The organism is Pseudomonas laurylsulfatiphila, assembly GCF_002934665.1.
GTDB classification, from domain to species: domain Bacteria; phylum Pseudomonadota; class Gammaproteobacteria; order Pseudomonadales; family Pseudomonadaceae; genus Aquipseudomonas; species Aquipseudomonas laurylsulfatiphila.
The window spans coordinates 248,822-263,493 of record NZ_NIRS01000005.1; the positions used below are offsets into that span (position 1 = coordinate 248,822).

The window sequence follows — 14,672 nt, forward strand, 5'->3', positions numbered from 1 at the left end:
GGGCGGTTCAAGCTTTGTCCACAACCTGCGCCTTGGCATCCGGCAAGGTGAAACCGGACACCGAACGGCGCAACTGACTGGCCATTTTAGCCAGGTTGCCGATGCTGTCGGCCGTGGCGGTGGAACCCGACGACGTCTGCGAGGTGATCTGCTGGATCACGTTCATCGTCAGGGAAATCTGGCCGGCCGACGACGTCTGCTGTTGTGCGGCATTGGAGATGCTCTGGATCAGCGCCGCGAGCGTCTTCGACACACCCTCGATTTCTTCCAGGGCCACACCGGCATCCTGCGCCAGTCGGGCGCCGCGCACCACTTCGGTCGTCGTCTGCTCCATGGAGATGACCGCTTCGTTGGTGTCGGTCTGGATCGCCCGCACCAGGGTCTCGATCTGCCGGGTGGCGGCGGACGAGCGCTCGGCCAGCCGCTGCACTTCATCGGCCACCACGGCGAAACCGCGACCGGCGTCACCGGCCATGGACGCCTGGATGGCCGCGTTGAGGGCGAGGATGTTGGTCTGGTCGGCAATGTCATCGATCAGGCTGACAATATCGCCGATTTCCTGGGACGACTCGCCAAGGCGCTTGATGCGCTTGGCGGTGTCCTGAATCTGCTCGCGAATGTTGTCCATGCCGTGGATGGTGTTGTGCACCACCTCGTTGCCCTTGTTGGCGATTTCCACCGAGCGCTCGGCAACCGCCGAAGATTCAGCCGCGTTGGCCGACACTTGGTCGATGGACTCGGCCATGTCGTTGATCGCCATCGAGGCTTCGGAAATCTGCTGGGCCTGATGTTCCGAAGCCTGGGCCAGGTGCATGGCGGTGGCCTGGGTTTCCTGCACGGCGGCGGCGACCTGGCCGGCGGTGAGGTTGATGGTCGCGACCAGATCGCGCAACTGGTCGACGGAGTAATTGATCGAGTCGGCGATGGTGCCGGTGAAGTCTTCCGTCACCGAGGCCGTCACCGTGAGGTCGCCGTCGGCCAGGTCTTCGATCTCGTCGAGCAAACGCATGATCGCGTTCTGGTTACGCTCGTTTTTCTCGGCGGTTTCGCGCAGCTGGCGATTGGTTTCGCGCACCATCACCAGGCCGATCAGGATGATCGAAGCCAGCGCCAGCAAGCCCAGCACATAACCGCCTATGGTGTCGGTGGTGCGCCCGCCGACCATGTTTTCAAAACCGCTGGCCAGGTGTGAGGCTTCGTCGAGCAGGGTTTGCGACAGACTGAAAATGTTCGAGGCCGATTCACGGACCTTGAACAGCTCAGGCGAGGTTTCGAGGATCTCGTCCACCGAGCCCGAGACGAACTCGAACAGCTCGGCGATTTCCGCCAGTCGCGCACGGGCGTCGTGGTCTTCGACCTGGCTGACCTTGAGCGCCGGGTCGCCCTGGAGCATGCCATTGAGCACCTTGCCGAACTGCGTCGCGTCACGCCCGAACGCATCGGCGGCCTGCTGTGAGTTTTCGTCGCCGGCCAATACCGTATTGACCGCACCGAGGATCCGTTCAGCCAGCAGCGATTGGCGCTGGGCCATGGCCACCTGGGCTGCCGGGGCGCCCCGTTGCAGGAGGATCTCGACGACCTTTTCGTACTCGACCTGCAACTGCGGCACGGTTTCGGCCAGCGTCGCGGCGACCTGATGCAGAGACAGAACGGTTTGCTCGCTGGAGAGAATCGCGTCGGTGTTTTTCAGCAGGCGTTCCCAGTCCTGTTGCACCGCGCGCATCTCTGGACGCACGTTGGCGGGGGCCGGTGGCAGGCTCGTAGCCGGGTCGCCCTTCTTCAGATAACCCCAGCGCCGGGCAAAATCGTTGCGCGCATCGCTGAGCAACTTGAAGGCGGCAGCCTTGCCGGCGGCCGCTTCGGTGGCGTTCTTGGCGATACGCTGGGACAACACGCGCAGTTCGCCGGCGTGGCCGATGTACTGTTTGTCGTAGGTAGCCTGGGTGTTGAGGTACGCGAAGTTGGCGAACAGCAGCATGATGAAGACGATCAGCGCGATGAACAGCACGATGATCTGCGACCGGCTGCGCGACCCTTCCATTGGCTTGCCTGCTTTTGTTTTTATCATCGGTCCTCGCCTGTTAACCAACACCCTTGATGCCTACTGAGGTCCGCCCCTGTGGGAGCGAGCCTGCTCGCGAAAGCGATGCACCAGTCGACACTCATATTGGCAGTTCGACCGCCTTCGCGAGCAGGCTCGCTCCCACATTGGATCTCTGTTGTTCCGGCTACACCGCGACGCTCATGAACCCCTGAGACCGCGTCAACGCAAACGGGCTGAACACCTGCCAGCACTGCCCGCGCTGAAACCGGCCTTTGACGAATGCCGCCACCGGCCCTTTCAACTCCTCTGCCGGCACCGGCTCCAGGCTGTCCCGGGCAAAGTGCTGGAGGCCGAAGACTTCATCGACCAGCAACCCGGCAAACACCTCATCGTGGTCCACCACCAACACCCGGCGCTGCCGGCGCACCGCCGAAAGTTCGTGCCCGAAGAAACCGCTCAGGTCCATGACCGGCAGCAATCGCCCACGCAGGTTGGCGACACCCCTGACCCAGGATTTGACCCCCGGTAGCTGGGTGAGTCGCGGCTCATGCAAGACTTCGCTGACTTCACTCATGGGCGCGACGTACCAGAGCTCGCCCAGGCGAAAACCGATGCCGCTCCAGCTGTCCCGACGGGTCGGCTGGGACGGCAAGTCCGCCGCCAGCAAACGACAGCGCTGGTCGATTTGCAGCAGCAGTTCGAAAGCCGTCAGCGACTCGTTCATGGCCTGACGATCAACCGGCCAGCACGTTGTTCAGGGTCTTGATCAGGGTCTCTTCATCGACCGGCTTGGTCAGGTAGTCCTTGGCGCCCTGGCGCGTACCCCAGACCTTGTCGGTGTCCTGATCCTTGGTGGTGATGATGATCACCGGGATGTGTCCGGTTTCCGGGTCCTTGGTCAACTGGCGTGTTGCCTGGAAGCCATTGAGGCCGGGCATGACGATGTCCATCAGGACGGCGTCGGGCTTTTCCTGGCGGGCCAGGGCCACGCCGTCGGCGCCGTTTTCGGCTTTCAACACTTCATGACCATGCTTTTCCAGCATGCCGGTCAGTTTGTACATTTCGGTCGGCGAATCATCGACGATCAGAATACGTGCCATGGTCTTCCCCATTCTTGTCGACGCAGGGCCCGGTGGCCGAGCGTCACTGTGCGTGTCCTACTGCGGCAAAACGGCGGCGAAACCAGGTACATGGGCCTGGATCGCATCGAGCAATTCTTCCTTGCTGAAAGGCTTGGTCAAAAACTGGTCGGAGCCGACGATGCGCCCCTTGGCCTTGTCGAACAGGCCATCCTTGGATGACAGCATAATCACCGGAGTGGACTTGAACGCACTGTTGTTCTTGATCAGGGCGCAGGTCTGATAGCCATCCAGGCGCGGCATCATGATGTCGACAAAGATGATGCCGGGGTGGTTATCGGCAATCTTGGCCAGGGCATCGAAGCCGTCGATGGCCGTGATGACCTCACAACCCACGTTCTTGAGCAGCGTTTCGGCGGTACGACGGATCGTCTTCGAATCGTCGATCACCATGACCTTCAAGGCGCTGGGGTGCTGTTCCATAAGATGCTCTGCGTCGCCTTTACGAATCAAATTGTCCGTTTGCGGGTAATTGGCGGCTCGAAACCCTTGATACTCAAGGGCCAGCACGGCATGGCAGCCTTTTTAGCACAGTCTCCAGAACCAATCTATCGGCCGACCGGGGCGATGGTTTTTCCTTGACCGCAAACACACTCAGCGCCACTCTGACGCCACTTTTATACGGCCCCTTGGCCTGATCGCTTTTTGTGGGAGCGAGCCTGCTCGCGATGGTGTATCAGCTGCATTGGTGTCGACTGACACGCCATCGCGAGCAGGCTCGCTCCTACAGAAGATCAACGTCTGGCCCCCAAATTTCGAGGAAAACCCAATGAGCGTTCGCGTCGGGATTGTCATGGACCCTATCGCCAGCATTTCCTATAAAAAGGATAGCTCGCTGGCCATGCTGCTGGCCGCGCAGAAGCGTGGCTGGGAGCTGTTCTACATGGAACAGCGCGACCTGTATCAGGGCGAAGGTGAGGCCCGGGCGCGGATGCGTCCGCTGCAGGTGTTCGCCAATCCGGAAAAATGGTTCGAACTGGGCGCCGAAAACGACGCGCTGCTGAGCGATCTGGACGTGATCCTGATGCGCAAGGATCCGCCGTTCGACATGGAGTTCGTCTACTCCACCTACTTGCTGGAACAGGCCGAGCGCGCCGGTGTGCTGGTGGTCAACAAGCCGCAGAGCCTGCGCGACTGCAACGAAAAGCTGTTCGCCACGCTGTTCCCGCAGTGCACGCCGCCGACCGTGGTCAGCCGCCGCGCCGACGTGTTGCGTGAGTTCGCCGCCAAACACGGCGATGTGATCCTCAAGCCGCTGGACGGCATGGGCGGCACGTCGATCTTCCGTCACCGCGCGGGCGACCCGAACCTGTCGGTGATCCTCGAAACCCTCACCGCCCTCGGCGCCCAGCAGATCATGGGCCAGGCCTATCTGCCGGCCATCAAGGACGGCGACAAGCGCATCCTGATGATCGACGGCGAGCCTGTGGATTATTGCCTGGCACGGATTCCGGCCCAGGGCGAAACCCGTGGCAACCTCGCCGCCGGCGGCCGTGGCGAAGCCCGTCCACTGACCGACAAGGACCGCTGGATCGCCGCACAAGTCGGCCCGACCCTGCGTGAAAAAGGCCTGTTGTTCGTTGGCCTGGACGTGATCGGCGAGCACCTGACCGAGATCAACGTCACCAGCCCGACCTGCATCCGCGAAATCGACAATGCCTTTGGCACCGATATCGGCGGCCTGCTGATGGATGCCATCGATCAGAAGCTCAAGGCACGTTGATTAGCCAAACCAACATTGCGTTATCATGCGCGGCCTGTGAAAACGCGATGTTGGTTTCCTTGTCATGACCCTCCCGTCCGATCTGCCTGTCGAACTCGCCCACCGTGGCGTGCGCCCGGCCGATCGCCTCGGTTTTACCCTGTTCCTGGCGGCGTTGATCCACCTGGCCTTGCTGCTGGGTGTCGGGTTTGCCGTGGTCGAGCCCAAGCAGATCAGTAAAACCCTGGAAATCACCCTCGCCACCTTCAAAAGCGAAAAGAAGCCTGAAAAGGCCGATTTCCTGGCCCAAGAGAACCAGCAAGGCAGCGGCACCCTGGATAAAAAGGCGATTCCCAAGACCACCGAGGTCGCGCCCTTCCAGGACAACAAGGTACAGAAAGTCACGCCACCGCCGGCCGCCAAGCCTGAAGTGCAGGTAGCCCCACCGAAGGCTGCCGTGACCACCGTGGCGCCGAAGCCGAAAAAAGCCCCCGCCAAGACCGAGGAGCCCAAGACCGAGGTCAAACCCCAGGTCCAGGCGCCGACGTTCGACAGCGAGCAACTGTCCAGCGACATCGCCAGCCTCGAAGCGGAACTGGCCGCCGAACAACAGCTGTACGCCAAGCGCCCGCGCATCCACCGCTTGAGTGCCGCCTCGACCATGCGCGACAAGGGCGCTTGGTACAAGGACGAATGGCGCAAGAAAGTCGAGCGCATCGGCAACCTCAATTACCCCGACGAAGCACGGCGCAAACAGATCTACGGCAATTTGCGCCTGATGGTGTCGATCAACCGTGACGGATCGCTGTATGAGGTGCTGGTGCTGGAATCTTCAGGCCAGCCGCTGCTGGACCAGGCGGCGCAACGGATCGTCCGGCTGGCGGCGCCGTTCGCCCCCTTTACCGGGGATCTGTCGGATGTTGACCGGCTGGAGATCATCCGGACCTGGAAGTTTGCCCGCGGGGATCGCCTCTCAAGCAACTGACCCGCACAAATCCCCCTGTAGGAGCGAGCTTGCTCGCGATGGTCGCCAACGATAACGCTGCAAGCCTGACACCCCGCAGTGTTATCAGGTTCATCGCGAGCAAGCTCGCTCCTACAGAATTACGGCATTTCCTGCACATCCCCGGCTTGTCAGTTCGCCCCCCGAACGCCACACTAGCGCACATGAAAAACGTCAGCCCCAGCTACCTCAAGCATCAATTCCTGATCGCCATGCCGCACATGGCCGACCCGAACTTTGCGCACACCTTGACCTACATCGTCGAGCACACGGCCAATGGTGCCATGGGGCTGGTGGTCAACCGTCCGCAAGAGCTGAACCTGGCCGATATCCTTGAGCAATTACGCCCGGAAATCGAACCGCCAGCGCTCTGCCAGCATGTGCCGATCTTCATCGGCGGCCCGGTGCAAACCGATCGCGGCTTCGTCCTTCACCCCAAGGGGCAGAGTTTCCAGGCGACCGTTGATCTGGAAGATGAGTTGTCCCTGTCGACGTCCCAGGACGTACTGTTCGCCATCGCTGACGGCGTCGGCCCGGCAAAAAGCCTGATCGCCCTCGGTTATGCCGGCTGGGAAGCCGGGCAACTGGAGGCCGAACTGGCGCAGAACGCCTGGCTGAACTGCCCGTTTGACGCCGACATCCTGTTCAACACCAGCAGCGAACTTCGCCTGGAAGCGGCCGCCAGACACCTGGGTGTCAACCTCAGCCTGCTGACCAGCCAGGCGGGACACGCCTGATGGCCCTGAAGCTGATTCTGGGTTTTGACTACGGCACCAAACAGATCGGCGTTGCGGTCGGCCAGGTGATTACCGGCCAGGCCCGTGAGCTGTGCACCCTGAAAGCGCAGAACGGCATTCCTGACTGGAACCAGGTCGAAGCCCTCATCAAAGAGTGGAAACCCGATGCCGTGGTGGTCGGCCTGCCGCTGAACATGGACGGCACGCCCAGCGACATGTGCGCCCGCGCGGAAAAGTTCGCCCGGCGCCTGAACGGCCGCTTCAACCTGCCCTTCTATACCCACGATGAACGCCTGACCACCTTCGAGGCCAAGGGCGAACGCCTGGCTCGTGGCGGCCAGAAAGGCAGTTACCGCGACAACCCGGTCGACGCCATCGCCGCCGCCCTGCTGCTGCAAGGCTGGCTCGACGAAAATGGCGCACTGTTCGAATCCTGAAGAGCCGCGACGCGTCTCTCTTAGCTACAACCCGAGCCACCTTGCGTGAAACCCGGCTCGGGCCCAAGAAGGAGCAACCATGAGCCTGCCCAATCCCGCCGAACTGATCAGCCAGATGGCCACGCGCCTGAAGGCCCACCTGGAACACCGTGGCATCAGCGACCCGCGTTTCATCGGCATTCGTACCGGCGGCGTCTGGGTGGCCCAGGCCCTGCTCAAGGAACTGGGCAGCGATGAGCCCCTCGGCACCCTCGACGTGTCCTTCTACCGCGACGATTTCAGCCAGAACGGTCTGCACCCGCAGGTTCGCCCTTCGGTGCTGCCGTTCGAGATCGAAGGCCAGCACCTGGTGCTGATCGACGACGTGCTGATGAGCGGCCGGACCATCCGCGCCGCCATGAACGAACTGTTCGACTACGGCCGCCCGGCCAGCGTGACGCTGGTGTGCCTGCTGGACCTGGACGCCGGCGAACTGCCGATCCGCCCGAACGTGGTGGGCGCGACCTTGTCGCTGGCCGCCCACGAACGGGTGAAGCTGTCCGGCCCGGAGCTCGCGCTCGAACTGCAAGACCTCGCCCTTTAATTCGCCCTATTGAGAGTCCCCCTTGCGATGACGCCTCTAGACACCAAGCGCCCGCTGCAGCTCAATGATCAGGGCCAGCTGCGCCACTTCCTCTCGCTCGACGGCTTGCGCCGTGAGCTGTTGACGGAAATCCTCGACACCGCCGACTCCTTCCTCGAAGTCGGCGCCCGGGCCGTGAAGAAAGTCCCGTTGCTGCGCGGCAAGACCGTGTGCAACGTGTTCTTCGAGAACTCGACCCGTACCCGCACCACCTTCGAACTGGCGGCCCAGCGGCTCTCGGCGGACGTGATCACCCTCAACGTGTCCACGTCGTCGGCGAGCAAGGGCGAGACCCTGCTCGACACCCTGCGCAACCTGGAAGCCATGGCTGCCGACATGTTCGTCGTGCGCCACGGCGATTCCGGCGCCGCGCACTTCATCGCCGAGCATGTCTGCCCGCAAGTGGCGATCATCAACGGTGGTGACGGCCGGCACGCGCACCCGACCCAGGGCATGCTCGATATGCTCACCATCCGCCGACACAAGGGCGGGTTCGAAAACCTTTCGGTGGCCATCGTCGGCGACATCCTGCACTCGCGGGTGGCGCGCTCGAACATGCTGGCCCTGAAAACCCTCGGTTGTCCGGACATTCGCGTGATCGCACCGAAGACCCTGCTGCCGATCGGCATCGAGCAATACGGCGTGAAGGTCTACACCGACATGACCGAAGGCCTGAAGGACGTCGACGTGGTGATCATGTTGCGTCTGCAGCGTGAACGCATGACCGGCGGCCTGCTGCCGAGCGAAGGCGAGTTCTACCGCCTGTTCGGCCTGACCACCGCGCGCCTGGCCGGCGCCAAACCCGATGCCATCGTGATGCACCCGGGGCCGATCAACCGCGGCGTGGAAATCGAGTCGGCAGTGGCCGACGGTCCGCACTCGGTGATCCTCAACCAGGTGACCTACGGGATCGCCATTCGTATGGCCGTACTGTCCATGGCCATGAGCGGGCAGACTGCGCAGCGTCAATTCGAGCAGGGCCAATTCGAACAGGAGAACGCACAGTGAAGCTCAGCATTCTCGGCGCCCGCGTGATCGATCCGGCCAGTGGCCTGGATCAAGTGACCGATATCCACATTGAAGCCTGCAAAGTCGTCGCCCTTGGCGCGGCGCCCGCCGGTTTTGTCGCCGTCGAAACGATCGACGCCAAAGGCCTGGTGGCCGCTCCCGGCCTGGTCGACCTCAACGTTGCCCTGCGCGAGCCGGGTTACAGCCGCAAAGGCTCGATTGTCAGCGAAACCCGCGCGGCGGCGGCTGGCGGCGTGACCAGCCTGTGCTGCCCGCCGAAGACCAAACCGGTGCTGGACACCTCGGCGGTGGCCGAACTGATCCTCGACCGCGCCCGTGAGGCCGGCAACACCAAAGTCTTCCCGATTGGCGCCCTGAGCAAAGGCCTGGACGGTGAACAGCTGGCCGAGCTGGTTGCCTTGCGCGACGCCGGTTGCGTGGCCTTCGGCAACGGCCTGGAGAGCTTCCGCAACACCCGCACCCTGTGCCGGGCGCTGGACTACGCGGCAACGTTCGACCTGACGGTGATTTTCAACTCCCAGGATTACGACCTGGCCGAAGGTGGCCTGGCTCACGAAGGCCCGACCGCCAGCTTCCTTGGTTTGCCAGGCATCCCGGAAAGCGCCGAGACCGTCGCCCTGGCCCGGGACCTGCTGCTGGTTGAACAGACCGGCGTGCGCGCGCACTTCAGCCAGCTCACCAGTGCCCGCGGCGTGGAACTGATCGCCCAGGCCCAGGCCCGGGGCTTGAAGGTGACCGCGGATGTCGCCCTGTACCAGCTGATCCTGACCGACGAAGCCCTGATCGACTTCAGCAGCCTGTATCACGTCCAGCCGCCGCTACGTACCCGCGCCGACCGCGATGGCCTGCGCGCAGCGGTGAAATCCGGCGTGATCTCGGCCATCTCCAGCCATCACCAACCTCATGAGCGTGACGCCAAGCTGGCACCGTTCGGCGCTACCGAGCCGGGCATCAGCAGCGTTGAACTGCTGCTGCCACTGGCGATGACCCTGGTCGAAGACGGCTTGCTGGACCTGCCGACGTTGCTGAAACGCCTGAGCGCCGGCCCTGCCGAGGCCTTGCGCCTTCCGGCAGGCAAACTGGCGGTAGGTGGTGCGGCGGACATCGTGCTGTTCGACCCGGCGACCTCGACCGTCGCGGGCGAAACCTGGTTGTCGAAGGGCGAGAACTGCCCGTTCATTGGCCACAGCCTGCCGGGTGTGGTGCGTTACACCCTGGTGGATGGGCGCATTAGCCACCAGGCTTAAAAACAAAAGATCGCAGCCTGCGGCAGCTCCTACAGGGAAATGCATATTCCTGTGTAGGAGCTGCCGCAGGCTGCGATCTTTTCTTCGCTTATCGACGCTGCGCGTTACGCACGGAAACCTGGTCATTCAACGTCCAGAAGTCATACAGCACGCCAATAAAGAACAGCCCACCCGTCAGCAGGTACAGCAGCCCGCTGATCCATTTCCCTTGATACATCCGGTGCACGCCGAACACCCCGAGAAACGTCAGCAGAATCCACGCCACGTTGTATTCGATAGGCCCCGCGGTAAACCGCAGGTCAGCCTCGCGATCCATCGCCGGGATCAGGAACAGGTCGATCAGCCAGCCGATGCCCAGCAAACCAAAGGTGAAGAACCAGATCGTCCCGGTCACCGGCTTGCCGTAATAGAAACGGTGAGCGCCGGTAAATCCGAAAATCCACAGCAAATAACCGATCACTTTGCTGTGGGTGTCTTGCTGCGGAAAAGTCTGTTGATAGGGGTTCATGAATGACCTCGATTCACACGATAGATAAATATTCTTCAATTCTTTGTGACTTTTTTACAGGCACCCGACGTATGGCAAATGCTACCTTCACTCCCGTCAAAGCCTTGTAACACCGGACTTCTGTCCGACAATTGCGCCATTTTGCCGCTTTTTTGCCACCATTGTCCCCCAGGTTGAATCGACCAACGGCCTCGGAAGCGGCAAAAAAGCTGTTATAAAGTTGCGCGCTAACTTATTAAGAGCCTTGCCTAATGCGTTCATTTTTCAAGACATGGCTAACCATTTGCCTTTTGATGCCACTGGCCGCCCACGCCACCAATCGTGAGCAACGTCTTCCTAACGTTAATGGTTACACCCCAAAATCCCATGTCTCTGCTCCTTCGAGCAAAGACAAGAAATCCGCCAAATATGCTCCAAGCCTGGCCAACAGCAAAAGCGGCCTGGTTCCACCGATGGGTACTAAGGAAAGCAGCGACGTGCTGAGCCGCGCCGTAAACGTCCTTGGCACTCCCTATCGTTGGGGCGGCAGCAGTCCAAGCAAAGGCTTCGATTGCAGCGGCCTGGTGAAATACGCGTTCAACGACGCCACGTTCGACCTGCCACGCACCTCCAACGCCATGGCCAGCGGTCATGGGGAGAAAGTCGATCGCAACGACCTGAAGCCGGGCGACCTGATTTTCTTCAACATCAAGAGCCGCCGGGTCAATCACGTCGCCATCTACCTGGGCAACGACCGTTTCATCCACGCGCCACGTCGCGGCAAGTCGGTGAGCATCGACACCTTGAAGAAACCGTACTGGGAAAACCACTACGTGGTTGCCAAGCGGGTTCTGCCGAAAGAACCGAATCAGATGCGTGTGGTTCAGCGCTGATTGAAGCAAGGTCAAAGGATCGCAACCTTCGGCAGCTCCCACAGGACACATCCTGTGTAGGAGCTGCCGAAGGCTGCGATCTTTTGCTTTCAGGGCTATCAAAACCCCTCCGGTGACCGCGCCTTCTCCCGCGCATGTTCACGACTGATCAACCCCCTGGTCACCAGGTCCTTCAAGCTCATATCCAGCGTCTGCATTCCCAACGCCCCTCCCGACTGAATCGCCGAGTACATCTGCGCCAACTTGTCCTCGCGGATCAAGTTGCGGATCGCCGACGTCCCCAACATGATTTCGTGGGCCGCGATGCGTCCGCCGCCGACCTTCTTCACCAGCGTCTGGGACACCACCGCCAGCAGTGACTCGGAGAGCATCGAGCGCACCATTGACTTCTCGTCCCCCGGAAACACGTCCACCACCCGGTCAATGGTCTTCGCCGCCGACGTGGTGTGCAGCGTGCCGAACACCAGATGGCCGGTTTCGGCGGCGGTCAACGCCAGGCGTATGGTTTCCAGATCGCGCATCTCCCCCACCAGAATCACGTCCGGGTCCTCCCGCAACGCCGAGCGCAAGGCCGTGGCGAAGCTGCGGGTATCGCGGTGGACCTCACGCTGGTTGATCAGGCACTTGCGTGGCTCGTGGACAAACTCGATAGGGTCTTCAATGGTGAGGATGTGGTGATGGCGATGGTTATTGAGGTAGTCGATCATCGCCGCCAGCGTGGTGGATTTTCCGGAACCGGTCGGGCCAGTCACCAGCACCAGGCCTCGGGGAGCGTCGGTCATTTTGCGAAACACTTCTCCCATACCCAGTTCGTCCATGCTCTGCACTTTTGCCGGAATGGTGCGAAACACCGCACCCGCGCCTCGGCTCTGATTGAACGCATTGGCCCGAAAACGCGCCACACCGGGCACTTCAAAGGAAAAGTCGATTTCCAGATGCTTCTCAAAGTCCACCCGCTGGGTGTCGTTCATGATGGCATCGATCAGCGCCTGCACCTGCTGGTGGTCCAGGGCCGGCAGGTTGATGCGCCGCACATCGCCATCCACCCGAATCATCGGTGGCAGGCCAGCAGACAAATGCAGGTCCGATGCCCCCTGTTTGGCGCTGAACGCCAGCAGTTCAGTGATATCCATAGCGCCTCTCAATTCCAGTAGAATGCCGCGAACCTTCAGACCGCTGGCGCCTCTTGATGTCCACCATAGCAGACAACATTCTCGAAGTTAGTTCGCGCATCCATGCCGCAACACTTGCCGCCAATCGCGCCGAAAACAGCGTCCATCTGCTGGCCGTGAGCAAGACCAAACCCGCACAGGACCTGCGTGAAGCCTACGCCGCCGGCCTGCGCGACTTTGGCGAGAACTACCTGCAGGAGGCGCTGGGCAAACAGCTTGAACTGGCCGACCTGCCCTTGATCTGGCACTTCATCGGCCCCATTCAATCGAACAAGACTCGTGCTATCGCCGAGCACTTCGACTGGGTGCATTCCGTGGATCGTCTGAAAATCGCACAACGCCTGTCCGAACAACGTCCTGCCGATTTGCCGCCCCTGAATATCTGCATTCAGGTCAACGTCAGCGGTGAAGCCAGCAAATCCGGCTGCACCCCGGCTGACCTGCCGGCCCTGGCCAGCGCCATCAGCGCCCTGCCGCGCCTGACGTTGCGCGGGCTGATGGCCATCCCTGAGCCGACTGAAGATCGCGCCGCCCAGGACGCCGCGTTTGCGGCCGTGCAAAGCCTGCAAGCCAGCCTGAATCTGCCACTCGACACACTTTCCATGGGCATGAGCCACGACCTTGAGTCGGCCATTGCCCAGGGCGCCACCTGGGTCCGTATCGGTACGGCCCTGTTTGGCGCCCGTGATTACGATCGGCCATAACCCATGACCGACGCTCTTCTTTATAAGGACCTGACATGAGCAAGACGCGTATTGCCTTTATCGGTGCCGGTAACATGGCCGCCAGCCTGATCGGCGGCCTGCGGGCCAAGGGTCTGGAAGCCGCGCAGATCCGCGCCAGCGATCCGGGCGAAGAAACCCGCGCCCGCGTGAGCGCTGAACACGGCATCGAAACCTTCGCCGACAACGCCCAGGCCATCGAAGGCGCCGACGTCGTCGTCCTTGCGGTCAAGCCGCAGGCGATGAAAGCCGTGTGCGAAGCGATTCGCCCAAGCCTCAAGCCCCATCAACTGGTGGTGTCGATTGCCGCAGGCATCACCTGCGCCAGCATGAACAACTGGCTTGGCGCCCAGCCGATCGTGCGCTGCATGCCCAACACCCCGGCGCTACTGCGTCAGGGCGTGAGCGGCTTGTTCGCAACAGCCCAAGTGACCGCCGAACAGCGTCAGCAAGCCCAGGAGCTGCTGTCCGCGGTCGGCATCGCCTTATGGCTCAATGAAGAGCAGCAACTGGATGCCGTCACCGCCGTTTCCGGCTCGGGCCCGGCGTATTTCTTCCTGCTGATCGAGGCCATGACCGCCGCCGGCGTGAAACTTGGCCTGCCGGCGGACATCGCCGCGCAACTGACCTTGCAGACCGCACTGGGCGCCGCGCACATGGCCGTCTCCAGCGACGTCGACGCGGCCGAGCTGCGCCGCCGTGTCACCTCCCCTGCGGGCACCACGGAAGCTGCAATCAAGTCGTTCCAGGCCAATGGTTTTGAAGCCCTGGTCGAAAAAGCACTCGGCGCTGCCGCGCATCGCTCGGCCGAGATGGCCGAACAATTGGGTCAATAAGGAGCTTTTCATGATTGGATTGAACACCGCAGCGGTCTACGTGCTGCAAACCCTCGGCAGCCTGTACCTGCTGATCGTTCTGATGCGCTTCGTACTGCAACTGGTGCGGGCGAATTTCTACAACCCGATCTGCCAGTTCATCGTCAAGGCCACCCAGCCGCTGCTCAAGCCGCTGCGCCGGATCATCCCGAGCGTGTTCGGCCTGGACATGTCCTCGCTGGTGCTGGCAATCCTGGTGCAACTGGCACTCATGGCCCTGACCCTGTTGCTGACCTACGGCACCACCGGCAATCCGCTGCAACTGCTGATCTGGTCGATCATCGGTGTGACCGCGCTATTCCTGAACATCTTCTTCTTTGCCCTGATCATCAGCGTGATCCTGTCCTGGGTCGCACCGGGCAGCCATAACCCGGGCGCCGAACTGGTGAACGACGTCTGCGAGCCGGCCCTGGCGCCGTTCCGCAAATTCCTGCCGAACCTGGGCGGGCTTGATCTGTCGCCGATCTTTGCGTTCCTGGCGATCAAACTGATCGACATGCTGGTGATCAACAACCTCGCCGCCTTGACCCTGATGCCGGAAATCCTCCGCGTGTTGATCTGAC

The 14,672-nt window shown here is 61.7% G+C and carries 17 protein-coding genes; 11 read left to right on the top strand and 6 right to left on the bottom strand.

Features of this window, described 5'->3' with window-relative positions:
* Window positions 1-7: 7 nt before the first annotated feature.
* The 4 genes from CD175_RS19575 to pilG all read right to left on the bottom strand — a co-directional run bounded on the left by CD175_RS19575 (window position 8) and on the right by pilG (window position 3,606).
* Window positions 8-2,068, bottom strand: coding sequence for a methyl-accepting chemotaxis protein (locus CD175_RS19575; protein WP_104450130.1), 2,061 nt, complete (start codon window positions 2,066-2,068; stop codon window positions 8-10).
* A gap of 160 nt (window positions 2,069-2,228) precedes the next feature.
* Complete coding sequence (locus CD175_RS19580; RefSeq protein ID WP_104450131.1) at window positions 2,229-2,768, bottom strand: chemotaxis protein CheW; 540 nt, start codon at window positions 2,766-2,768, stop codon at window positions 2,229-2,231.
* A gap of 10 nt (window positions 2,769-2,778) precedes the next feature.
* Window positions 2,779-3,144: a twitching motility response regulator PilH gene (gene pilH / locus CD175_RS19585; RefSeq protein WP_007975417.1), complete on the bottom strand. Its 366-nt coding sequence runs from the start codon at window positions 3,142-3,144 to the stop codon at window positions 2,779-2,781.
* A 57-nt stretch (window positions 3,145-3,201) separates the two neighbouring features.
* A complete protein-coding gene (gene pilG, locus CD175_RS19590) occupies window positions 3,202-3,606 on the bottom strand; it encodes a twitching motility response regulator PilG (RefSeq protein ID WP_007987791.1) in 405 nt (134 codons plus the stop codon).
* Window positions 3,607-3,952: 346 nt separating this feature from the next.
* Here pilG and gshB point away from each other — a divergent pair, with 346 nt between their 5' ends.
* The 7 genes from gshB to CD175_RS19630 all read left to right on the top strand — a co-directional run bounded on the left by gshB (window position 3,953) and on the right by CD175_RS19630 (window position 9,960).
* Entirely contained in the window at window positions 3,953-4,906 is a 954-nt protein-coding gene (gene gshB, locus CD175_RS19595) for a glutathione synthase (protein ID WP_104450132.1), read from the top strand.
* 64 nt (window positions 4,907-4,970) lie between these two features.
* Window positions 4,971-5,870: an energy transducer TonB gene (locus CD175_RS19600; protein WP_104450133.1), complete on the top strand. Its 900-nt coding sequence runs from the start codon at window positions 4,971-4,973 to the stop codon at window positions 5,868-5,870.
* 182 nt (window positions 5,871-6,052) lie between these two features.
* Window positions 6,053-6,625 carry a YqgE/AlgH family protein gene (locus CD175_RS19610; RefSeq protein WP_015097200.1) on the top strand — a complete coding sequence of 191 codons (573 nt, stop codon included), beginning with the start codon at window positions 6,053-6,055 and terminating at the stop codon, window positions 6,623-6,625.
* Window positions 6,625-7,062: a Holliday junction resolvase RuvX gene (gene ruvX, locus CD175_RS19615; RefSeq protein WP_007975412.1), complete on the top strand. Its 438-nt coding sequence runs from the start codon at window positions 6,625-6,627 to the stop codon at window positions 7,060-7,062. The genes CD175_RS19610 and ruvX overlap by 1 nt, the downstream gene beginning before the upstream one ends.
* 79 nt (window positions 7,063-7,141) lie before the next feature.
* On the top strand, window positions 7,142-7,645 hold the full coding sequence (gene pyrR, locus CD175_RS19620) for a bifunctional pyr operon transcriptional regulator/uracil phosphoribosyltransferase PyrR (protein ID WP_104450135.1): 504 nt from the start codon (window positions 7,142-7,144) through the stop codon (window positions 7,643-7,645).
* A gap of 27 nt (window positions 7,646-7,672) precedes the next feature.
* Window positions 7,673-8,692 (top strand): aspartate carbamoyltransferase catalytic subunit, encoded by a 1,020-nt coding sequence (locus tag CD175_RS19625; protein ID WP_104450136.1) that lies wholly within the window; start codon window positions 7,673-7,675, stop codon window positions 8,690-8,692.
* Window positions 8,689-9,960: a dihydroorotase gene (locus tag CD175_RS19630; protein WP_104450137.1), complete on the top strand. Its 1,272-nt coding sequence runs from the start codon at window positions 8,689-8,691 to the stop codon at window positions 9,958-9,960. The genes CD175_RS19625 and CD175_RS19630 overlap by 4 nt, the downstream gene beginning before the upstream one ends.
* An 88-nt stretch (window positions 9,961-10,048) precedes the next feature.
* Here the strand turns inward: CD175_RS19630 and CD175_RS19635 are convergent, their stop codons facing one another.
* Window positions 10,049-10,468, bottom strand: a complete 420-nt coding sequence (locus CD175_RS19635; RefSeq protein ID WP_007975407.1) for an NINE protein — start codon at window positions 10,466-10,468, stop codon at window positions 10,049-10,051.
* A 251-nt stretch (window positions 10,469-10,719) separates the two neighbouring features.
* Between CD175_RS19635 and CD175_RS19640 the strand changes: the two genes are divergently transcribed.
* The gene (locus CD175_RS19640) at window positions 10,720-11,340 is read left to right on the top strand and encodes a C40 family peptidase (protein WP_104450138.1); all 621 of its coding nucleotides are present in this window, start codon (window positions 10,720-10,722) and stop codon (window positions 11,338-11,340) included.
* Window positions 11,341-11,438: 98 nt separating this feature from the next.
* Here the strand turns inward: CD175_RS19640 and CD175_RS19645 are convergent, their stop codons facing one another.
* Window positions 11,439-12,473 (bottom strand): type IV pilus twitching motility protein PilT, encoded by a 1,035-nt coding sequence (locus CD175_RS19645; protein ID WP_104450139.1) that lies wholly within the window; start codon window positions 12,471-12,473, stop codon window positions 11,439-11,441.
* 56 nt (window positions 12,474-12,529) lie between these two features.
* Between CD175_RS19645 and CD175_RS19650 the strand changes: the two genes are divergently transcribed.
* From CD175_RS19650 to CD175_RS19660, 3 genes are read left to right on the top strand one after another with little or no spacing between them, the layout of a single operon-like run.
* Window positions 12,530-13,216 carry a YggS family pyridoxal phosphate-dependent enzyme gene (locus tag CD175_RS19650; RefSeq protein WP_015097206.1) on the top strand — a complete coding sequence of 229 codons (687 nt, stop codon included), beginning with the start codon at window positions 12,530-12,532 and terminating at the stop codon, window positions 13,214-13,216.
* A gap of 35 nt (window positions 13,217-13,251) precedes the next feature.
* A complete protein-coding gene (proC, locus tag CD175_RS19655; RefSeq protein ID WP_007975403.1) occupies window positions 13,252-14,070 on the top strand; it encodes a pyrroline-5-carboxylate reductase in 819 nt (272 codons plus the stop codon).
* Window positions 14,071-14,080: 10 nt separating this feature from the next.
* Window positions 14,081-14,671 (top strand): YggT family protein, encoded by a 591-nt coding sequence (locus CD175_RS19660; RefSeq protein WP_104450140.1) that lies wholly within the window; start codon window positions 14,081-14,083, stop codon window positions 14,669-14,671.
* Window position 14,672: the final 1 nt, after the last annotated feature.

Bases quoted from the DNA above. Each gene is read 5' to 3' on its own strand.
- CD175_RS19575 (WP_104450130.1), bottom strand. From the start codon at position 2,068: ATGATAAAAACAAAAGCAGGCAAGCCAATGGAAGGGTCGCGCAGCCGG.
- CD175_RS19580 (WP_104450131.1), bottom strand. From the start codon at position 2,768: ATGAACGAGTCGCTGACGGCTTTCGAACTGCTGCTGCAAATCGACCAG.
- pilH (WP_007975417.1), bottom strand. From the start codon at position 3,144: ATGGCACGTATTCTGATCGTCGATGATTCGCCGACCGAAATGTACAAA.
- pilG (WP_007987791.1), bottom strand. From the start codon at position 3,606: ATGGAACAGCACCCCAGCGCCTTGAAGGTCATGGTGATCGACGATTCG.
- gshB (WP_104450132.1), top strand. From the start codon at position 3,953: ATGAGCGTTCGCGTCGGGATTGTCATGGACCCTATCGCCAGCATTTCC.
- CD175_RS19600 (WP_104450133.1), top strand. From the start codon at position 4,971: ATGACCCTCCCGTCCGATCTGCCTGTCGAACTCGCCCACCGTGGCGTG.
- CD175_RS19610 (WP_015097200.1), top strand. From the start codon at position 6,053: ATGAAAAACGTCAGCCCCAGCTACCTCAAGCATCAATTCCTGATCGCC.
- ruvX (WP_007975412.1), top strand. From the start codon at position 6,625: ATGGCCCTGAAGCTGATTCTGGGTTTTGACTACGGCACCAAACAGATC.
- pyrR (WP_104450135.1), top strand. From the start codon at position 7,142: ATGAGCCTGCCCAATCCCGCCGAACTGATCAGCCAGATGGCCACGCGC.
- CD175_RS19625 (WP_104450136.1), top strand. From the start codon at position 7,673: ATGACGCCTCTAGACACCAAGCGCCCGCTGCAGCTCAATGATCAGGGC.
- CD175_RS19635 (WP_007975407.1), bottom strand. From the start codon at position 10,468: ATGAACCCCTATCAACAGACTTTTCCGCAGCAAGACACCCACAGCAAA.
- CD175_RS19640 (WP_104450138.1), top strand. From the start codon at position 10,720: ATGCGTTCATTTTTCAAGACATGGCTAACCATTTGCCTTTTGATGCCA.
- CD175_RS19645 (WP_104450139.1), bottom strand. From the start codon at position 12,473: ATGGATATCACTGAACTGCTGGCGTTCAGCGCCAAACAGGGGGCATCG.
- CD175_RS19650 (WP_015097206.1), top strand. From the start codon at position 12,530: ATGTCCACCATAGCAGACAACATTCTCGAAGTTAGTTCGCGCATCCAT.
- proC (WP_007975403.1), top strand. From the start codon at position 13,252: ATGAGCAAGACGCGTATTGCCTTTATCGGTGCCGGTAACATGGCCGCC.
- CD175_RS19660 (WP_104450140.1), top strand. From the start codon at position 14,081: ATGATTGGATTGAACACCGCAGCGGTCTACGTGCTGCAAACCCTCGGC.